Source organism: Burkholderia sp. PAMC 26561 (assembly GCF_001557535.2).
Taxonomy (GTDB): Bacteria; Pseudomonadota; Gammaproteobacteria; order Burkholderiales; family Burkholderiaceae; genus Caballeronia.
In genome coordinates this window covers 1,501,874-1,518,389 of sequence record NZ_CP014315.1, presented here as the reverse complement: position 1 = coordinate 1,518,389, position 16,516 = coordinate 1,501,874, and the positions used below count along the sequence as shown (strand labels likewise).

The window sequence follows — 16,516 nt, the reverse complement described above, 5'->3', positions numbered from 1 at the left end:
GTTTCAGAGGATAGGCGATGAATGGAGCGGTTACAAGAATTCCCCGCTCAGGGTTTACGGCGGGACGGGTTAATGCGGAGGCATGCGGGGTCGCGCTTGTCAGTGACAGTACAAGTCGTTCTCAGCGATAAACATGTCGAATGCAAGTTGCTTGGCGACCGTCTCGCGCGCGGTTGTGAGCCATCGGCTCCGGCGCCAGTCGCGGATGGTGGTATCCACAAAACGCATGCTTGCGGCATCGGCGCCGGGCGTCGCGATAAATGACGGCGCGGGTGCGATTTCGCCCGGCAGGACGCTGTAGTAGCTCCAGTCGGGTTGCTTCAGTAACGCTTTGATGACGAGTTCGTCGTCGACCAGCGCGGTACATTCGCCGGCCTGGAAAGCCAGCAGCGCGTCAAGCGGACGGTCGAACGTCAGCAGGTGCGCACCGTATTGCTTCGCTGCGCGCGTGCCGTACGCATTGCCTGTCGATGTGCAGATCGATCCTGCGCGCAAGCCTTCCCAGTCGCGAACCTGTCCATGGCGAAGCACCAGTCCCTGGCCCCGGCCACTCGCATACGAGGCGGGCGAGAAAGACACGGCCGGATTCGGGCTGAAGGGCAAACCGTCGATTGCTACATCCGCCTTGCCGCTTGCCACGGCCGTTGCCGCCGCCCCGGGCTCGCTGAGCAACAACTCCACTGGCAGTCCCAGACGTTCTCCCAGGTCTGCAGCCAATGCCGCTGAAAAAGAGTCGGGCGAGCGCAGCGCGCGATCCACATGGCCGACGGTCAGCACGGGCGCAGGGCGGGGCGGCACTGCGACGATCAGCTTGCCGCGCAGAGCGGCAGCGGCGAATGGCTTCTCAAGGCTGACGAACTGACTCAACATCACGCCCATGAATACGAGCGCCAGCAGAAAGAGGGAACCCCGAGTGCGTATGCTCAGCCCTCGCGAGGAAGCGGAGACGCCAACACCGTGGCTAGCCATTTTGTGCGATGCCGACACGCCAGCGCAGCAGTTTGCGCTCAAGCAAAGACAGGCCGTAATTGATCAGCAAACCAAACAATGCAAGCAGCACGATGCCTGCGTACATATCGGGAATCTGAAATGTTTCCTGCGAGTTGAGCGTATAAAAGCCGAGCCCTGAGCGCGCGCCGATCATTTCTGCGGCGACCAGTGCAGTGATGCTGTACGCGCCGGCGAGCCGGACGCCTGTCAGGATTTGCGGCAAGGCGGCCGGCAAGATGACTTTCGCGAAAATAAAGCCTTGTGTTGCGCCCATGGAGCGTGCGCAATCGATAAAGATTCGCTCGACCTGCTTCACGCCCGAAATGGTGTTGAGCAAGACGGGCCAGAAGGCGGCCCATACGATGATTGCGATCTTCGACGATTCCCCGATACCGAGGAACAGCATGAACACGGGGAACAACGCGAACGCGGAGACTTGCCGCAGCAATTGATACAGCGGATCGGCAATGCGTTCGGCGCGCCGGAACCAGCCAAGCAGGAAGCCGCCTATGATCCCGGCCGCCACGGCAAGCAACAAGCCCGCAAGAGAACGGAAGGCACTGGCGCCAATATGCTTCCAGACTTCGCCGCTGTCGAAAAGATGCGCAATTGCGACCATGACTGCGGATGGCGGGCTCAGATACGCCGAGCTGACAATGCCGAGGCGCGGCAGCAATTCCCACAACACGAGAAATCCGGCCAGTGCGATGCTGCGTTCGAATACGCGCACTGCGTGAGCGCGCCATCGCGAAGGCTCTTTCAGTGCCGCTGCCTTCGAATCGTCGGATGCGTGTTGTTCGCGGGCAGGAAAGAGGACGGTAGCGGTGAATCGATTACGCATCGACAGTCCTCGTTTGCTCTTGAGCAGGCACGTCGCGCGCTTCGGCGACTTCGGTCTTGAGCGGGGCCCAGGCGCGCTGCCGCAACGCAAGGAATTCCGTTGAGTTGCGCACGGAGTCGTCGCGCGGGCGCGGCAGCGGTATGTCGATGATTTCCTTCACACGGCCTGGACCACGCGTCATGATCGCCACGCGGTCGGACAAGAAGATCGCTTCATCGATGCTATGGGTGATGAAGACCACTGTCTTGGCGCTTTTCTCCCAAATGCCAAGTAGTTCGCTTTGCAAGGACTCGCGCGTTTGTGCGTCTAGCGCGCCGAAGGGTTCGTCCATCAACAGGACTTCGGGTCCGTAAGCCAGCGCGCGGGCAATGGCCACGCGCTGGCGCATGCCGCCAGAAAGCTGGTGCGGGTAATGATTGCCGTACGCCTGCAAGCCGACCAGCGCCAGGAAGCGCGTGGCTTCTGCACGGCGTTCGGCGCGCTTGACATCGCGGATCTCGAGACCGATTTCGATATTCTCGATGACCGTACGCCACGGAAACAGCGCGTATCCCTGGAACACGACACCGAGCTTGCGGCTGACGCCTGTCAGGATCTGCCCGTCGATGCGCACATCGCCTTTTGTCTGTGGAACGAGCCCGGCGAGTATGTTGAGAAAGCTCGACTTGCCACAACCGCTTGGTCCAAGCACTGAGAGGAATTCGCCTTCCCGCACCGACAGGCTGAAATCCTGAAGCACGGCGTTGCTGCGCGCGTGCCCCGGCGTCCCCTGATCGACGTAGGTCAGTCCAAGATGCTCGGCGACGATCTTGTCGCGAGATAGAGGCGTGCCGCTCACGATGCCGCTTCCGCCGCCGCGTTCTTTGCAGACTTTTGCTGCGCGTAAGGGTTGAATTCGTTGGTGTACACGTCTTCCACCTTCACCTTGCCTTTGGGAATCTTGCCTGCCTGTTCGAGGATATCGATGTAGTACTGGATTGGCGGCGTTGTCACCACGAGGTCCTTCACGTAGGCGTAACGCTCGACTACGTCCACGTCGATCCCCAGCCGCTCGGCGGTCAGCTTGCGTGCTTCATCCGGATGGGCATTGACCCAGTTCCCGGCTTTGGCGATCGCGGTCACGAAATCGCGCACCGCTTGTGGATGGGCGCGCGCGAATGCGCCGTTGACGCTATACGGCGCCATGCCGCCGAGGCCGTGATCTTCGTCCCAGTCGCTCCAGAGCTTGTGAAGCTGCGGGTCATGTTCCGCTGCGCCCGAAAACGGCGGATGAATGATCGCAACGTCGACGTTCTTCGTGACCAGCGCCTGTTGCGACTGGTTGTCGGGCACGACCAGCCAGTTCACCTTCGACACATCGACGCCATGCTGCGAGAGATATTTCTTCGTGACGAACTCCGCGCACGCGCCAAAACTATTGAATGCGACGGTCTTGCCTTCGAAGTCCTTGGGCTGCCTGATGCCGGAATCCTTGCGCGAGAAATATTTCATATGGGGCGCGTCGGGCAAGGTCTCGCCGCCGGCGGAAACGACCTTGATGTCGGCGCCGCTTGCGATCGCGGAAATGACCAGGGGCACCATGCGCGTGCCGAAGTCAATCTCGCCTGTGCCGACCAGAGGAATGATCTGCGGCGCCGATACCTTGCCGACATACTTCGGACGCGTGCTCGTACCATCGAAGTAGCCGAGCTTGTCCGCCAGATAAACGAGATCGAACGCAGGATTGTCGGGGTACTTGAAATAGGTGACTTTCGTCGCTTCTGCGGTGCTGGTCGACGCCGCGCTCGTGGCGGCGTTCGCGGCCGCGTCGCGGGAATTGCAACCGCTCTGCAGAAGCAGCAATGACGCCGCTATCGATGCTATGGCAACGTACAGTGTACGGCCGCGCAGACGGGACCGGGTCGGGGAGGTGGGCATCGGAATACCTGGCAGAAAGAAAGCGGAATTTTCAATGGCAGACGCGAAGACGGCCTGACATGGCAAGCGCGCGTTTGCAGCCTGACGCTAATGCGATTTTCGCGTTAGCCGGTCACGCGCTTAACCAATTAAAAATGCTTTCGATATCAGGAAAGTTGAAAGGAGACGTTGACTGAGCGGGAACTGAACGTTAGCGGGAAGGGGCGCGCCTATGAATGAGTCGGCCTGTTTTCGCCCTTCAGGCCAACTCACTTACGCGGTCAACTGGCGCTAGTGACAACATCCTCCCGACTCATGTTTTGGGTTGTCGTAACGATCGTGATGCCGCATCCAGTCCGTCATGCCATGTTCTTCATCGCGTCCCTTGGGCGTGATGTCGAGCAGGTCATACGCGCCGATCAGCGGTTCGACTCCGCGTCCATATGCGGAGAACGTGCGGAATACATCGCCGGCTTCGTCCTTGTAGAACACGCTGACGCCGGGCATTTCATCGCTATCGAAACCGGGCTCCTTTGTCTCGTGTATCTGGAAGTTGTAGTCGATCCTGCCCGTGGCACGCTGCTCGGGCGTGAACGATACATGATGGTCGAAATTGAAGTCGCTGCCGAACGACGATACCCATTTGAAGTGCCAGCCCATGCGTTTCTTGAAGGCTTCGATCTTGCCGAGCGGCGCACGCGATACCGCGACATAAGCAACGTCGCGTTGCTCGACATGCATCAACGCTCCGTCCATGTGATCCGATACGAACGAGCAGCCGATGCATCCCGCTTCCCAGTCCGGCCCCAGCATGAAGTGATACACGATCAACTGGCTGCGTCCGTTGAAGAGATCGGCGAGCGTCTTGCGGCCGTCTGGAGTATCGAACGAATAGCGCTTTTCGACTTTTACCCATGGCAGCGCGCGGCGCTTTTCGGCAAGCGCATCGCGTGCGTGCGTCAACGCCTTTTCCTCGGCCAAGTGCGCCTTTTGCGCAGCAAGCCATTCATCTTGCGAAACAATCCGATGCTGTTCCATCTTGCGTCCTCCTCCAGTGATCAGGCGAATTCCCGCATGAGTCCATCGAGGATTTCGTTCCAGCCGGACTCATGGTTATCGCGCGCGGTTTCATCGAAGAACTGCTCGTGCGTCAGCGTGAGCAGAGTGAGCTCGCCGTCGCGCCGCAGCGTGAACGTGACGAGCGATTCCCGTTCGGGCGTGCTGCGCCATGCCCAGGTGTAGACGAGTTTCTCGTCCTGTACGACCTCCCTGAACACGCCGCTTACGTCATGCTCCTCGCCGGCCGGCGTGCGCATGACGATCCGGAAGCGCCCGCCGACGCGCACGTCCATCTCCGCGTGAATCACGTCGTTTTTGTTCGGATGCATCCACTTCACGAGTTGCGACGGTTCCGTCCACGCGGCGAAGATTTTGGCGGGGCTTGCGTTGATTCGGCGCTGGAGCGTGAGACTGGGTTTGGCGGACATGGGTCTTCCTCCACAAAGGCGGCAAGGCGATCGAGTGTGTCAGTCCAGAAGCGCTCGTAACGGGCAAGCCATTGCATGGCTTCCTCCATCGGTCCGGCGGCAAGCCGGCATGCGACGGTGCGGCCCGTCTTGGTCCGCGTGATGAGACCGGCATCCGACAACACATCGAGATGCTTCATCACGGCGGGTAACGACATGGCAAACGGCTGCGCGAGTTCGCTGACGGACAGGTCCGCGCCGGCGGACAGGCGGGCGAGGAGAGCACGACGCGTCGGGTCGGCCAGGGCGGTGAATGTGCGGTTCAAGGCCGCTTCCTGATACTTAACCATAAAGTTAAGTTTATGCGGCAGTCGAAGGAAGTCAAGCACGGCACAGCAATTTTTGTGGGTTTAAGCGTTAACACGTAGCACGCGTTGTTTCAGTGGACGCGGCGGCAGGGCGGGTCGAGTTGCAGGGGTATCGACGGCTGGAAACCAGATGGTTTATCGCGTCGCGATAATCCACCGGTTCTGATCAGCGATCAACAAATGCAGCGGCGAGCCGCCGCTGCATCGGGCACGCTCATGCTCTGGCTTCGGTGCGCGTAACGGTTCGAAAACGCGTCTCGGGCATTCGGATATAAACGATAAGCGACACCGCCGCCCACGCACTCACATACCAGTAGAAATACTGTTCGTGTCCGCTCGCCTTGAAACGCAAGGCGACAAACTCGGTCGTGCCGCCGAGGATTGCTGTCGTCAGCGCATAAGGCAAGCCGACCGCGAGCGCACGGATGCGCGCCGGGAACAGTTCTGTCTTGGCAAGCATGTGAACCGATGTAAAGCCGCTCAACATGGCGAGCCCGGCGAACGACAGCAGGAATGCGACGAGCGGATCTTTCGTGTGACTCAGCGCAGTGAACAGCGGCACGGAGAAAAGCGTACAGCACACGCCGAAACAGATCAGCACCGGGCGGCGGCCGAACACGTCGGAGGCCAGACCGAACAGGGGCTGCAGCGGCATGTAAAGCAGCAACGCGAGGGAAGAGATGAACGTCGACGTTTCCTTGCTGAGTCCGACCGAATTGACCAGGTATTTCTGCATGTACACCGTGTATGTATAGAAGCCGACAGTGCCGCCTACGGTTATGCCAACGGCGAGCAGGAGTTGTCGCCAGTGCGCCAGCATCTCACGGCTGATCGGCGGCCCCGTTTTATTTGCGCTCTCGGCGAACGCTTCTGATTCCATCACGTTGCGACGCATGTAGAGCGCAAACAGTGCAAGCAGGCCGCCGATCACGAACGGAATGCGCCAGCCCCAGCGGTCGATCTGCTCGGATGTAAGCAACAAGTGCTGCATGACAAGCAGAAGACCGAGCGCCAGCAACTGGCCAGCCACCACGCTCACTTGCAGGAAGCCGAGGTAAAAGCCACGCCGGTTTTCAGGCGCGATCTCGCTGAGATACGTGGCGCTCGTGCCGTATTCGCCTCCCATGCACAGGCCTTGCAGCAAACGCGCAAGGATCAGGATGATCGGTGCAAGCGCGCCGATCGTGGCATATCCCGGAGTCAAGGCGATCATCAGCGAGCCGACGCACATGCCCATGACCGACCACATGAGCGCAGCCTTGCGGCCGCGTTTGTCGGCATACAGCCCGATCAGCCAACTACCCAGAGGCCGCGCGATGTACCCGACCGCCGCAATCGCCGCCGCGTTCATGAGCTGGACCGTCGGGTTATCGGCGGGAAAAAAAGCCTTGGCGAAGTAGATCGAAAAGATGCTGTAGGCGAGGAAGTCGTACCACTCGATCACATTGCCCATCAGGCCGCCGATGATCGAGCGAAGCCGCACCGGACTTGCGCGTACCTGCGGTTCGGTGTCGGGGAAGGACGCTGCACTGGTTTTCGTCACGCTGAAGTCTCCTTGCTTTCTTCGTACTGGCGTGGCGGGGTTATTCGCTGTCCGCTGCGTATTGCTTGTCGAGACGGTCGTAGAGCGGCTTGTCGACCAGCCGCTGGCGTTCGTTGAACGGCGCGAGGAGCGTGGGATCTTCGTCGAGCTTGCCTGCATCGCGCAGTGCGCCGAGCGCCTTCTGCATGCCGAGCAGCGCTCCCTGCAGCGCAGCGTTCGCATACAGGACGATGCCAAAACCCATCGCCGCAAGCTCGCTCTGCGGGACGACCGGCGTCTTGCCGCCCACCACGATATTGATCAACTGGGGCGTGTCGAAAAGCGACGGCAGTCTTTTGATTTCATCGAACGTTTCGACTGCTTCAATGAAGAGGACGTCCGCGCCCGCCTCGGCAAAGCGGTGCGCGCGTTCGATGGCCGCCTCGAAACCATGCACGGCACACGCGTCAGTGCGGGCGATGATCTGGAAGTTGGCGTCCTCGCGTGCATCGACGGCGGCGTGCAGCTTGCCGACCATTTCGCTGGTGGAGATGACGGCCTTGCCTGCGAAGTGGCCGCATTTCTTCGGACTGACCTGATCTTCAAGCTGGATCGCATCGGCGCCTGCACGTTCGAGCGTGCGCACGGTATGGCGAACATTGAGGGCGTTGCCGAAACCGGTATCGGCATCGACGAGAAGCGGGAGATCCACGGCATCGCGAATGCGCGACGTGTGCTCCGCAATCTCGCTCAAGCCGACAAAACCGAGGTCGGGCAAGCCAAGCGACATGTTCGTCACGCCCGCGCCCGTGATGTAAAGCGCCTTGAACCCCGCGTCCGCGACGACGCGGGCGCTCATTGCGTTAAAGGCGCCGGGCATGAGCAAGGCCTGGCGTTGTTGAATGGCTGCGCGAAAGGCGGCGCGGCGTGCGGCTGATGACTGCGACATGGCTGTTTCCTTTTGAAAGTTTGCCAGTCTGTTTGCAGCATCCATGCCAGTCTTCTTGAAAGCCTGAATGCGCTTTCAAAACAACGACGTACGGAATCGAGGAATGAGCTGTCAGTGTTTCACCGTCTTATCACTGTGTTTCAATGAATTTAAATGAAACACACATGAAACGCTGTTGAAACGCGGGAGACGGGTCGTGGCCGCTGAACTCAGGCATCGATACCCCGCGACCTTCATTACGCTTTTGCATTGCACAAAAGTTGACCTTTGAGGGCATCCGGGCTTACCCGAATGCAAAATAGTATCAGCCGACGGTCTCAATTTCGGTAGTGCGGGAGGCGCGAGAAGCATATTGTTCGTGCATGGCGGCGCTCAATGCACATCAACTGCATTTCGTGCAAACGTCCAAAAAGCGTCCAAAAAACAAAAGCGGTTCAGGAGGAAGACGATGCCCACCACTCCGAGTACGACGGCGTGCCAATGCGGAACCTGCGGCTATTGCCGTGCGGCGCGCCTGGGCGCTCGCCGTGGCAACATCGTCCAGCCGGATCTCGAACTGGTCGCCGTTCCGCGCGACGAGTCCTTCAAGGTCTGGTCGCATGGCTATCCGTATCGCACGGTACGCTGGCACTTTCACCCTGAGTACGAAATCCAGGTCATTACATCGACGACAGGAAAATACTTTGTCGGGGATTACATCGGCACATTCGAGCCGGGAAACCTTGTGATGACGGGCCCCAATCTCCCGCACAACTGGGTGAGCAGCGTGCCTGCCGGTGACCGCGTGGATGAGCGCTGCCTGATCCTGCAATTCGACGCAGGCCTGGTCGAACGGGGCATCGAAATATTCCCGGAACTCAGGCGCGTGCAGCCCTTGCTCAATGCAGCCCAGTGGGGCGTGCTTTTTACCCCGAAAACCGGCGCGGCAGCCGAACCGATCATGCGCGAAATGCTGGGCGCTCAAGGCATGCGACGCATCAACCTGTTCGTCGGCTTGCTCGACTTGCTCGTGCAAAGCCCTGAGCCGATCAAACTGGCGAGCGCTGCCTATTGCTCCGACCCTGCGCACTACGCGGAGACCCGCATCAATCATGTGCTGTCTTATATTGGCAAAAACCTGTCGCAAGAGTTGCGCGAGACGGAGTTGGCCGAACTCGCGGGCAAAGCGCCAGCGCGTTCTCACGCTATTTCCGGCGGCACACAGGCGTGCCGTTCGTCCAGTATGTGAACCGGCTGCGCATCAACCTCGCGTGCCAGTTGCTGATGTCGGGCGAACTGAGCATCACCGATATCTGCTATCAGGTCGGCTTCAACAACATGTCGAACTTCAACCGGCAATTCCTGATGATCAAAGAGATGTCACCGTCTCGATGGCGCGCGTATCAACAGCTCAATGCGGCCAGCGCGATCGAAGAGCCTGAGCTCACGCACGCGCTGGAAGCGCTCAGGTAGCACATTCATTCCCGGCAGGACCCGGCACCGGATGCATGAAGGCATCGGGAGGGACACGTTGGTCTTCACGCTTTAGCGGTTTTTTCATGAGCTCGATCCGGCGACTGAAAACAACGCATGAATCCAGTTTTATCCGCAGCGCACTCACGGCGCCAACCGCGCCGGCTTTTTCTAATAAACGGAGACAATCGATGACCCGACTTTCGACAAAAACGATCGGCGCGAGCGCGCTGACCCTGAGCCTCGGCCTGAGCCTGATCTGCAGCACGGCGGCGCAGGCCGCGCCCAGCGGGACGGTGGCTTTCCTGATGCCGGACCAGGCATCGACGCGTTACGAACAGCACGACTTCCCCGGCTTCAAGGCGGAAATGGCCAAGCTTTGTCCCAACTGCAAGGTGCTTTACCAGAACGCCAACGCGGACGTGGCGACCCAGCAACAGCAATTCAACTCGGTGATCTCGCAGGGCGCAAAGGTCATCGTCCTGGATCCGGTCGATTCGACGGCCGCGGCGTCGCTCGTTCATATGGCGCAAAGCCAGGGTATCAAGGTGATCGCGTATGACCGGCCGGTCCCGTCGACGCCAGCCGACTATTACGTTTCGTTCGATAACGAAGGCATCGGCCGGGCTATTGCGCAGTCGCTCGTTGCGCACCTGAAGGAGAAGGGCGTTCCGACTAATAAAGGCGGCGTGCTGCAGGTCAACGGCTCGCCTACCGACGCGGCCGCCGGACTGATCAAGAACGGCATTCATTCCGGCTTGCAGGGCAGCGGCTACAAGACCCTCGCCGAGTACGACACGCCTGACTGGGCGCCGCCGAAGGCGCAGCAATGGGTCAGCGGCCAGGTCACGCGCTTCGGATCACAGATCGTGGGTGTGGTCGCCGCGAATGACGGCACGGGTGGCGGCGCCGTCGCGGCGTTCAAGGCGGCCGGCGTGAACCCGGTGCCGCCGGTAACCGGCAACGACGCGACACTTGCAGGCCTTCAACTGATCGTCGCGGGCGACGAGTACAACACGATCCTGAAGCCGAGCGAGATTGTCGCGGCGGCAGCGGCCAAGGTGGCTGTCGGCTTCCTCTCCGGCCAGGCTCCGAAGGCTCAGACGACGCTCTTCAATACCCCGTCGCAGCTCTTCACGCCGACCGTCATCACCGCGAAAAACATCAAGGCCGACGTGGTCGACAAGGGCATCGTCAGCGCCAAGGATCTGTGCACGGACCGCTATGCCGAAGGCTGCAAGGCCCTGGGCATCTCGAACTGACCGGCGCGTACAGGACGGGGTCCGGCTCGAACCGGATCCCTCCACCTAAATCGAGGTACCCGTTCCATGACTGACAATTCCACGACACGATCCAAGCCCGGCAAGCTGGTGCTCAGCCTGCGCGGCGTTTCGAAAAACTTCGGGGCGGTCTCCGCACTGACCGACATTGAACTCGATGTGCACGCGGGCGAAGTGGTCGCGCTGGTCGGCGACAACGGCGCCGGAAAATCGACGCTGGTGAAAGTGCTGGCGGGCGTCCATCAGCCGAGTTCCGGCACCATCACCTTCGATGGCCAGCCGGTCACGCTGCCCGATCCGGGCGCAGCGCTCGATCTCGGCATCGCGACGGTCTTCCAGGATCTCGCGCTGTGCGAGAACCTCGATGTCGTCGCCAACATCTACCTGGGGCGCGAACTGAACCCGCTGCACCTTGACGAAGTGGCAATGGAAGTACGCGCGTGGACGCTCCTCAACGAACTCTCTGCGCGCATCCCCAGCGTGCGCGATGTGGTTGCGTCTCTTTCGGGCGGCCAGCGGCAGACGGTGGCGATTGCCCGATCGCTGCTGCTGGACCCGAAACTGATCATGCTCGATGAACCCACGGCTGCGCTGGGTGTCGCCCAGACAGCCGAAGTGCTGAACCTGATCGAGCGGGTGCGCGATCGCGGACACGCCGTGATCATGATCAGCCACAACATGGAGGATGTCCGCGCGGTGGCGGACCGGATCGTCGTGCTGCGTCTCGGGCGCAACAACGGGGTTTTCTACCCCGACTCGTCGAACCAGGAACTGGTGGCCGCGATCACGGGCGCCACTGAAAATGCCGTATCACGGCGCGCCGGCCGGCAGCAGGCCGGGCAGAGCGTCTAAATCCAAGGAACGATCATGATTAACGAAACGCAAGGCGGTTCGACCCCGCCCACGCTGCTTGATCGCAGTGATGTTCGCGTCAAGCACGCCACCGGTGTCGGCGGCACGCTCAGCGCTTTTGTCGACCGGGTGCGCTCGGGCGACCTGGGATCGCTGCCCGTCGTTGCAGGGCTGATCATCATCTGGACGGTGTTCACGAGCCTGAACCCGGTCTTCCTCTCCGCCGATAACCTCGTGAACCTGCTGTTCGACTGTTCGACGGTCGGCGTGATTTCGCTGGGTATTGTCTGTGTGCTGATGGTCGGCCAGATTGACTTGTCGGTTGGCTCGATGAGCGGTTTCGCTTCCGCGCTCGTCGGCACGCTCTGGGTCAATCATGGCTGGCCGGTGCTTCTGGCGATCGCGGCTGCGATAGTGGTGGGCGCCGCGGTCGGCGCGCTTTACGCGCTGCTGCTGAACCGTCTCGGCATGCCCAGTTTCGTCGCGACGCTGGCCGGGCTGCTCGCCATCCTCGGCATGCAGTTGTATGTGCTCGGCGCGACCGGCTCGATCAACCTGCCTTACGGCTCCGCGATGGTGAACCTCGGACAGTTGATCATCATCCCTGCGGTCATTTCCTACCTTCTTGCGCTGGTCCCGGGCGCGGTGATCCTGTTCATCGGCCTGCGCACGCGCGAGCGCCGCCGTGCATCGAATCTGTCGGCATCCTCGACAGGCAGCCTTCTCGTGCGCAGTGTGATCGTCACGGTGCTGCTTGAAGTCGTGGTCGCGTACCTCAATCAGGGACGCGGCGTGCCGCTGATGTTCGGCGTCTTCCTTGGCCTCGCGGTCGCCATGGACTACGCGCTCAAGCGCACCCAATGGGGCCGCTCGATGAACGCCGTCGGCGGCAATCACGAGGCGGCGCGGCGTGCCGGGATCAACGTCGGCCGGATCTATACCAGCGCCTTCGTACTGTGTGCCGGCTTAGCGGCGCTCGGCGGCGTGCTGACTGCCGCGCGGCTCGCCTCGGCCAGCCAGCAGGCCGGTACCGGCGACGTCAACCTGAACGCCATCGCAGCGGCGGTGATTGGCGGCACCAGCCTGTTCGGCGGCCGCGGCAGCGCTTACTCGGCGGTGCTCGGCATCATCGTGATCCAGTCGATCGCGAGCGGCCTGACATTGCTGAACCTGTCGTCCTCGCTGCGCTTCATGATCACCGGCGCGGTGCTGGCTATTGCAGTCGTCGTCGATTCGCTTGCACGGCAGTCCCGCGTTTCGCATGGACGCGCCTGAAGCACGAAGGAATCACGCAATTTAGGAGAGCAGTCAATGACTGACATGATGAAGGGAAAGGTTGCCGCCATCACCGGAGCGGCATCGGGTATTGGTCTGGAATGTGCGCGCGTGCTGCTCGCCGAAGGTGCGAAGGTCGTGTTGGTCGACCGTGCTGCCGACCGGCTCACACAACTCTGCGCAGAACTCGGGCCGAACGCGTTGCCCCTGCCGATGGACCTGCTGCGTCCGGCTGAGGTCTCTACGCTATTGCCACAAATTCTCGAGCGCGCAGGCGGCCTCGATGTGTTCCATGCCAACGCGGGTGCGTATGTCGGCGGTGAAGTGGTGGACGGAGACCCCGACGAGTGGGACCGCATGCTCAACCTGAATATCAACGCGGCGTTCCGGTCGGTCCACGCGGTGCTGCCGCACATGGTTGCGCAGCAATCCGGCGACATCATTTTCACGAGCTCGATTGCGGGGATCGTTCCGGTCGTGTGGGAGCCCATCTACACGGCCTCCAAATTCGCGGTGCAGGCGTTCGTGCACACCATCCGGCGACAGCTTTCCAAACACGGCATACGCGTAGGCGCAGTAGCGCCGGGTCCGGTCGTTACGGCGCTCCTCGATGACTGGCCGAAGGCCAAGATGGACGACGCGCTGGCCTCAGGCAGCCTGATGCAGCCCAGGGAAGTCGCCGACGCCGTGCTGTTCATGCTGACACGGCCGCGCAACGTGACCATCCGCGATCTTGTTATCCTTCCGAACAGCGTCGATCTTTGACGCGCGAGTGACTTGTGAAGGACGCGGGCCGTGTATGGCTCGTGTCCGCCTGACCATCTGCAGCGCTTCCCAGACAGGCCGTAAGCTATGACTTCAGAAGACCCGAAATCCGGCGCAGCAGACAATGCGCGCTATGTCATTGGCGTGGATGTAGGTACGGGCAGTGCCCGCGCTGGCATCTTCGATCTTGCCGGGCGCATGGTTGCTTCTGCGAAGCACGACATCTCGTTGTTCCATGCAAGCGGTTCTATCGTCGAGCAGTCGAGCAGCGAGATCTGGCAGGCCGTCTGTACCTCCGTGAGAGAGGCGCTGTCGCAGTCGGCACTATCCGCCGATGAGATCGCCGGCATCGGCTTCGACGCCACGTGCTCGCTCGTCGTCCTGGGAGAAGGCGGCCGGCCGCTGCCCGTGGGGCCATCGGAGCAGGCAGAGCGCGACATCATCGTGTGGATGGATCACCGTGCCCTGGATCAGGCGGAGCGCATCAACGCCGGCGGTCACGAGGTGCTGAAGTATGTCGGCGGAAAGATCTCGCCGGAAATGGAAACGCCGAAGCTGCTGTGGCTGCTCGAGAACAGGCCGCACATCTTTGCAGCGGCGTGGCAGTTCTTCGACCTGACCGACTTCCTGACCTGGCGCGCGACCGGAGATCTGTCGCGATCCACTTGCACGGTCACTTGCAAATGGACTTATCTGGCGCACGAGCGGCGCTGGGATGAAAATTATTTTCAAGCCGTGGGTCTGGGCGTGCTGGCCGACGAAGCGTTTGCGCGCATCGGCCAGACGGTGGTCGATCCGGGAACGCCGCTGGGAAGCGGGCTGACGGACGCCGCCGCGGCGGAGCTCGGCTTGCGCACAGGAACGCCGGTTGCGACTGGAGTGATCGATGCCCATGCCGGTGGAATTGGCACGGTCGGCGCCGAAGGTGAAATCGAGTCGTGCCTGGCCTACGTCTTCGGTACGTCGTCGTGCACGATGACCACGACCCGCGAGCCGGTCTTCGTGCCCGGCGTGTGGGGCCCCTATTTCTCGGCAATGGTGCCCGAAACGTGGCTCAACGAAGGCGGCCAGTCGGTAGCCGGGGCGGCCATCGAACAATTGCTGTCGATGCACCCCGCAACACCCGACGCACGCAAGCGCGCGGAGCAGGCGGGCCAATCCTTGCCGGTCATGCTGGCAGGTCTTGCGGTGGCGGCATCGGCCAGTTCATCCGCTACGGTGATGCTGGCGAAGGGGTTGCATATCGTTCCCGAGTTCCTGGGAAATCGGGCGCCCTTTGCCGACCCGAACGCCAGAGCGGTGATCGCGGGCCTCGGCATGGACCACGATCTGGACAGCCTGGTCGCGCTGTACATAGCAGGGATTTGCAGCATTGGATACGGTCTTCGCCAGATCATCGAAGTTCAGGCTGCGGCCGGTGCGCCGATCGAGCGAGTGACCATCAGCGGTGGCGCGGGGCGCCTCGACCTCGTCCGGCAACTGCTTGCTGACACCACCGGCAAGCCTGTGCTTGCCACGGAGGCGGACGAACCTGTTTTGCTGGGCGCCGCGATTCTGGGCGGTGTGGCTGGCGGCCAGTTCGCCAATGTGCGCTCGGCGATGAGAAGCATGTCGCAGATCAGCACGACCTATGAGCCGGCGGCGGGAGATCTCGCCGCCCTGCACGAGACCAGATTCCAGGCCTTCACGCAGTTGCAGACGGTGGCGCGGGCAATTCGATAGGGCGCGGTTTGTGCCGTTTCAGCGGACATCCGCGCTGCTGATCCGATCTGCGCTGAAGAGATTCGCGGATCCACGTTCGATCAACTTGCTGGGTACGATGACCGTGCAGGCGCGCCGCGATGGAGCTGCGAGCCGGAGCGCCAGCATGCGGACGGCCTCGCTCGCGAGTTGCCGAACGTCTTGACGAACCGTGGTCAGCATATAAGTGGGACGCGACGCATCGGGCACGTCGTCGAAGCCGACGATCGATATGTCCTTGGGAACACTCAGGCCGAGATCGAATCGGCATGCATCGAGCGCGCCGAGGGCAATCTGGTCGTTCGCGCAAAAGACCGCGTCGATGTTTCCATTCGCTCTTTTGAAAGCGGCGGCCGTCGCTGCGCTTCCCTCCTCATAAGAGAAGTCGGTATGCAGCGAAACGATCTGCCTTGCGCCCAGACGCTGTGCTTCTTCAACAAAAGCATCGATTCGCGCACGGCTCACGGGCGCATCTTCCGGACCGCCAATGCATAGAAAGCGGCTGTGTCCCGCTTTACGCAATGCTGCGGCGATGCGCTTCGACGCGTTCGCATTGTCTGTTGCGACACTATCCACGCGCCGCGCCGTGGAATGCCTGTTGAAGAGCACGACAGGCACGTCGTGTCGCTGGAAGGCCCTGATGTCGGCGGCCGAAAGGTCGGCGCAGGAGATGAGTCCATCGAGTGGAAAATCCAGCGCACGGCCGAGCGTGTCATGAACCGCCTGGTCGCTCTCGACCGTGATAAGCAGCAACTTCGAGTTTGCCGCAGCCAACGCCTCGCCTAGTGCAAACAAGACATCGGGGTTGTATCGCAGTGTGTATTTTGTGACGATGACGCCAACCGCCTCGGAGCGCCCGAGAATGAGCGATCGCGCCAGCGCGTTTGGCCGATAGTTGAGCTCTTCCGCGATAGCGAGCACGTGCGCACGTGTGTCCGGGGAGATAGGACTGTCTTTCTGGAAGCACCGCGATACGGTCGATTGCGCCACGCCCGCAGCGAGCGCAACGTCGTAGGACGTCGCGCGGGCAGGGCGGGGCAAGGCGGTGTCTATTGGCGGCATGGCGTGGGTGTTGGACGGAGCTGAATCACTGACCTGGCGAGATACCGAATGACTTCGC

At 61.3% G+C, this 16,516-nt stretch carries 15 protein-coding genes and 1 pseudogene; 6 read left to right on the top strand and 10 right to left on the bottom strand.

Going from position 1 to position 16,516, the window contains the following annotated elements:
* Positions 1-99 precede the first annotated feature (99 nt).
* The 9 genes from AXG89_RS41480 to AXG89_RS41440 all read right to left on the bottom strand — a co-directional run bounded on the left by AXG89_RS41480 (position 100) and on the right by AXG89_RS41440 (position 8,032).
* On the bottom strand, positions 100-969 hold the full coding sequence (locus tag AXG89_RS41480) for a transporter substrate-binding domain-containing protein (RefSeq protein ID WP_075357383.1): 870 nt from the start codon (positions 967-969) through the stop codon (positions 100-102).
* Complete coding sequence (locus AXG89_RS41475) at positions 962-1,831, bottom strand: ABC transporter permease (RefSeq protein ID WP_082778932.1); 870 nt, start codon at positions 1,829-1,831, stop codon at positions 962-964. Before AXG89_RS41475 ends, AXG89_RS41480 begins: the two co-directional genes overlap by 8 nt.
* Positions 1,824-2,669, bottom strand: a complete 846-nt coding sequence (locus AXG89_RS41470; RefSeq protein WP_075357384.1) for an ABC transporter ATP-binding protein — start codon at positions 2,667-2,669, stop codon at positions 1,824-1,826. The genes AXG89_RS41475 and AXG89_RS41470 overlap by 8 nt, the downstream gene beginning before the upstream one ends.
* Positions 2,666-3,748, bottom strand: coding sequence for an ABC transporter substrate-binding protein (locus tag AXG89_RS41465; RefSeq protein ID WP_075357385.1), 1,083 nt, complete (start codon positions 3,746-3,748; stop codon positions 2,666-2,668). The genes AXG89_RS41470 and AXG89_RS41465 overlap by 4 nt, the downstream gene beginning before the upstream one ends.
* A gap of 270 nt (positions 3,749-4,018) precedes the next feature.
* Positions 4,019-4,765: a DUF899 domain-containing protein gene (locus AXG89_RS41460; RefSeq protein WP_062001622.1), complete on the bottom strand. Its 747-nt coding sequence runs from the start codon at positions 4,763-4,765 to the stop codon at positions 4,019-4,021.
* 20 nt (positions 4,766-4,785) lie between these two features.
* Positions 4,786-5,214, bottom strand: coding sequence for an SRPBCC family protein (locus AXG89_RS41455; protein WP_075357386.1), 429 nt, complete (start codon positions 5,212-5,214; stop codon positions 4,786-4,788).
* Positions 5,121-5,519: an ArsR/SmtB family transcription factor gene (locus AXG89_RS41450; RefSeq protein ID WP_305954585.1), complete on the bottom strand. Its 399-nt coding sequence runs from the start codon at positions 5,517-5,519 to the stop codon at positions 5,121-5,123. The genes AXG89_RS41455 and AXG89_RS41450 overlap by 94 nt, the downstream gene beginning before the upstream one ends.
* A 256-nt stretch (positions 5,520-5,775) precedes the next feature.
* Positions 5,776-7,104, bottom strand: coding sequence for an MFS transporter (locus AXG89_RS41445; RefSeq protein ID WP_075357387.1), 1,329 nt, complete (start codon positions 7,102-7,104; stop codon positions 5,776-5,778).
* 40 nt (positions 7,105-7,144) lie between these two features.
* Complete coding sequence (locus AXG89_RS41440) at positions 7,145-8,032, bottom strand: isocitrate lyase/PEP mutase family protein (RefSeq protein ID WP_062002332.1); 888 nt, start codon at positions 8,030-8,032, stop codon at positions 7,145-7,147.
* A gap of 535 nt (positions 8,033-8,567) precedes the next feature.
* Here AXG89_RS41440 and AXG89_RS41435 point away from each other — a divergent pair.
* The 6 genes and pseudogenes from AXG89_RS41435 (at position 8,568) to AXG89_RS41410 (ending at position 15,378) form a co-directional block, all read left to right on the top strand.
* A pseudogene (locus AXG89_RS41435) lies at positions 8,568-9,484 on the top strand (AraC family transcriptional regulator).
* Between the two features lie 191 nt (positions 9,485-9,675).
* The gene (locus AXG89_RS41430; protein WP_062001626.1) at positions 9,676-10,746 is read left to right on the top strand and encodes an ABC transporter substrate-binding protein; all 1,071 of its coding nucleotides are present in this window, start codon (positions 9,676-9,678) and stop codon (positions 10,744-10,746) included.
* 66 nt (positions 10,747-10,812) lie between these two features.
* Complete coding sequence (locus tag AXG89_RS41425; RefSeq protein ID WP_075357388.1) at positions 10,813-11,616, top strand: ATP-binding cassette domain-containing protein; 804 nt, start codon at positions 10,813-10,815, stop codon at positions 11,614-11,616.
* A 15-nt stretch (positions 11,617-11,631) separates the two neighbouring features.
* Positions 11,632-12,891, top strand: coding sequence for a sugar ABC transporter permease (locus AXG89_RS41420; RefSeq protein WP_062001628.1), 1,260 nt, complete (start codon positions 11,632-11,634; stop codon positions 12,889-12,891).
* A 36-nt stretch (positions 12,892-12,927) separates the two neighbouring features.
* Positions 12,928-13,656: an SDR family oxidoreductase gene (locus AXG89_RS41415; RefSeq protein ID WP_062001629.1), complete on the top strand. Its 729-nt coding sequence runs from the start codon at positions 12,928-12,930 to the stop codon at positions 13,654-13,656.
* 87 nt (positions 13,657-13,743) lie between these two features.
* Complete coding sequence (locus AXG89_RS41410; RefSeq protein WP_075357389.1) at positions 13,744-15,378, top strand: FGGY-family carbohydrate kinase; 1,635 nt, start codon at positions 13,744-13,746, stop codon at positions 15,376-15,378.
* Between the two features lie 18 nt (positions 15,379-15,396).
* On the opposite strand, the gene AXG89_RS41405 is transcribed toward AXG89_RS41410, so the two are convergent.
* Complete coding sequence (locus tag AXG89_RS41405; RefSeq protein WP_162916250.1) at positions 15,397-16,437, bottom strand: LacI family DNA-binding transcriptional regulator; 1,041 nt, start codon at positions 16,435-16,437, stop codon at positions 15,397-15,399.
* Between the last annotated feature and the right edge of the window lie 79 nt (positions 16,438-16,516).

Coding starts and splice junctions, on each gene's coding strand:
- AXG89_RS41480 (WP_075357383.1), bottom strand. CDS start 969: ATGGCTAGCCACGGTGTTGGCGTCTCCGCTTCCTCGCGAGGGCTGAGC.
- AXG89_RS41475 (WP_082778932.1), bottom strand. CDS start 1,831: ATGCGTAATCGATTCACCGCTACCGTCCTCTTTCCTGCCCGCGAACAA.
- AXG89_RS41465 (WP_075357385.1), bottom strand. CDS start 3,748: ATGCCCACCTCCCCGACCCGGTCCCGTCTGCGCGGCCGTACACTGTAC.
- AXG89_RS41460 (WP_062001622.1), bottom strand. CDS start 4,765: ATGGAACAGCATCGGATTGTTTCGCAAGATGAATGGCTTGCTGCGCAA.
- AXG89_RS41455 (WP_075357386.1), bottom strand. CDS start 5,214: ATGTCCGCCAAACCCAGTCTCACGCTCCAGCGCCGAATCAACGCAAGC.
- AXG89_RS41440 (WP_062002332.1), bottom strand. CDS start 8,032: ATGTCGCAGTCATCAGCCGCACGCCGCGCCGCCTTTCGCGCAGCCATT.
- AXG89_RS41430 (WP_062001626.1), top strand. CDS start 9,676: ATGACCCGACTTTCGACAAAAACGATCGGCGCGAGCGCGCTGACCCTG.
- AXG89_RS41425 (WP_075357388.1), top strand. CDS start 10,813: ATGACTGACAATTCCACGACACGATCCAAGCCCGGCAAGCTGGTGCTC.
- AXG89_RS41420 (WP_062001628.1), top strand. CDS start 11,632: ATGATTAACGAAACGCAAGGCGGTTCGACCCCGCCCACGCTGCTTGAT.
- AXG89_RS41415 (WP_062001629.1), top strand. CDS start 12,928: ATGACTGACATGATGAAGGGAAAGGTTGCCGCCATCACCGGAGCGGCA.
- AXG89_RS41410 (WP_075357389.1), top strand. CDS start 13,744: ATGACTTCAGAAGACCCGAAATCCGGCGCAGCAGACAATGCGCGCTAT.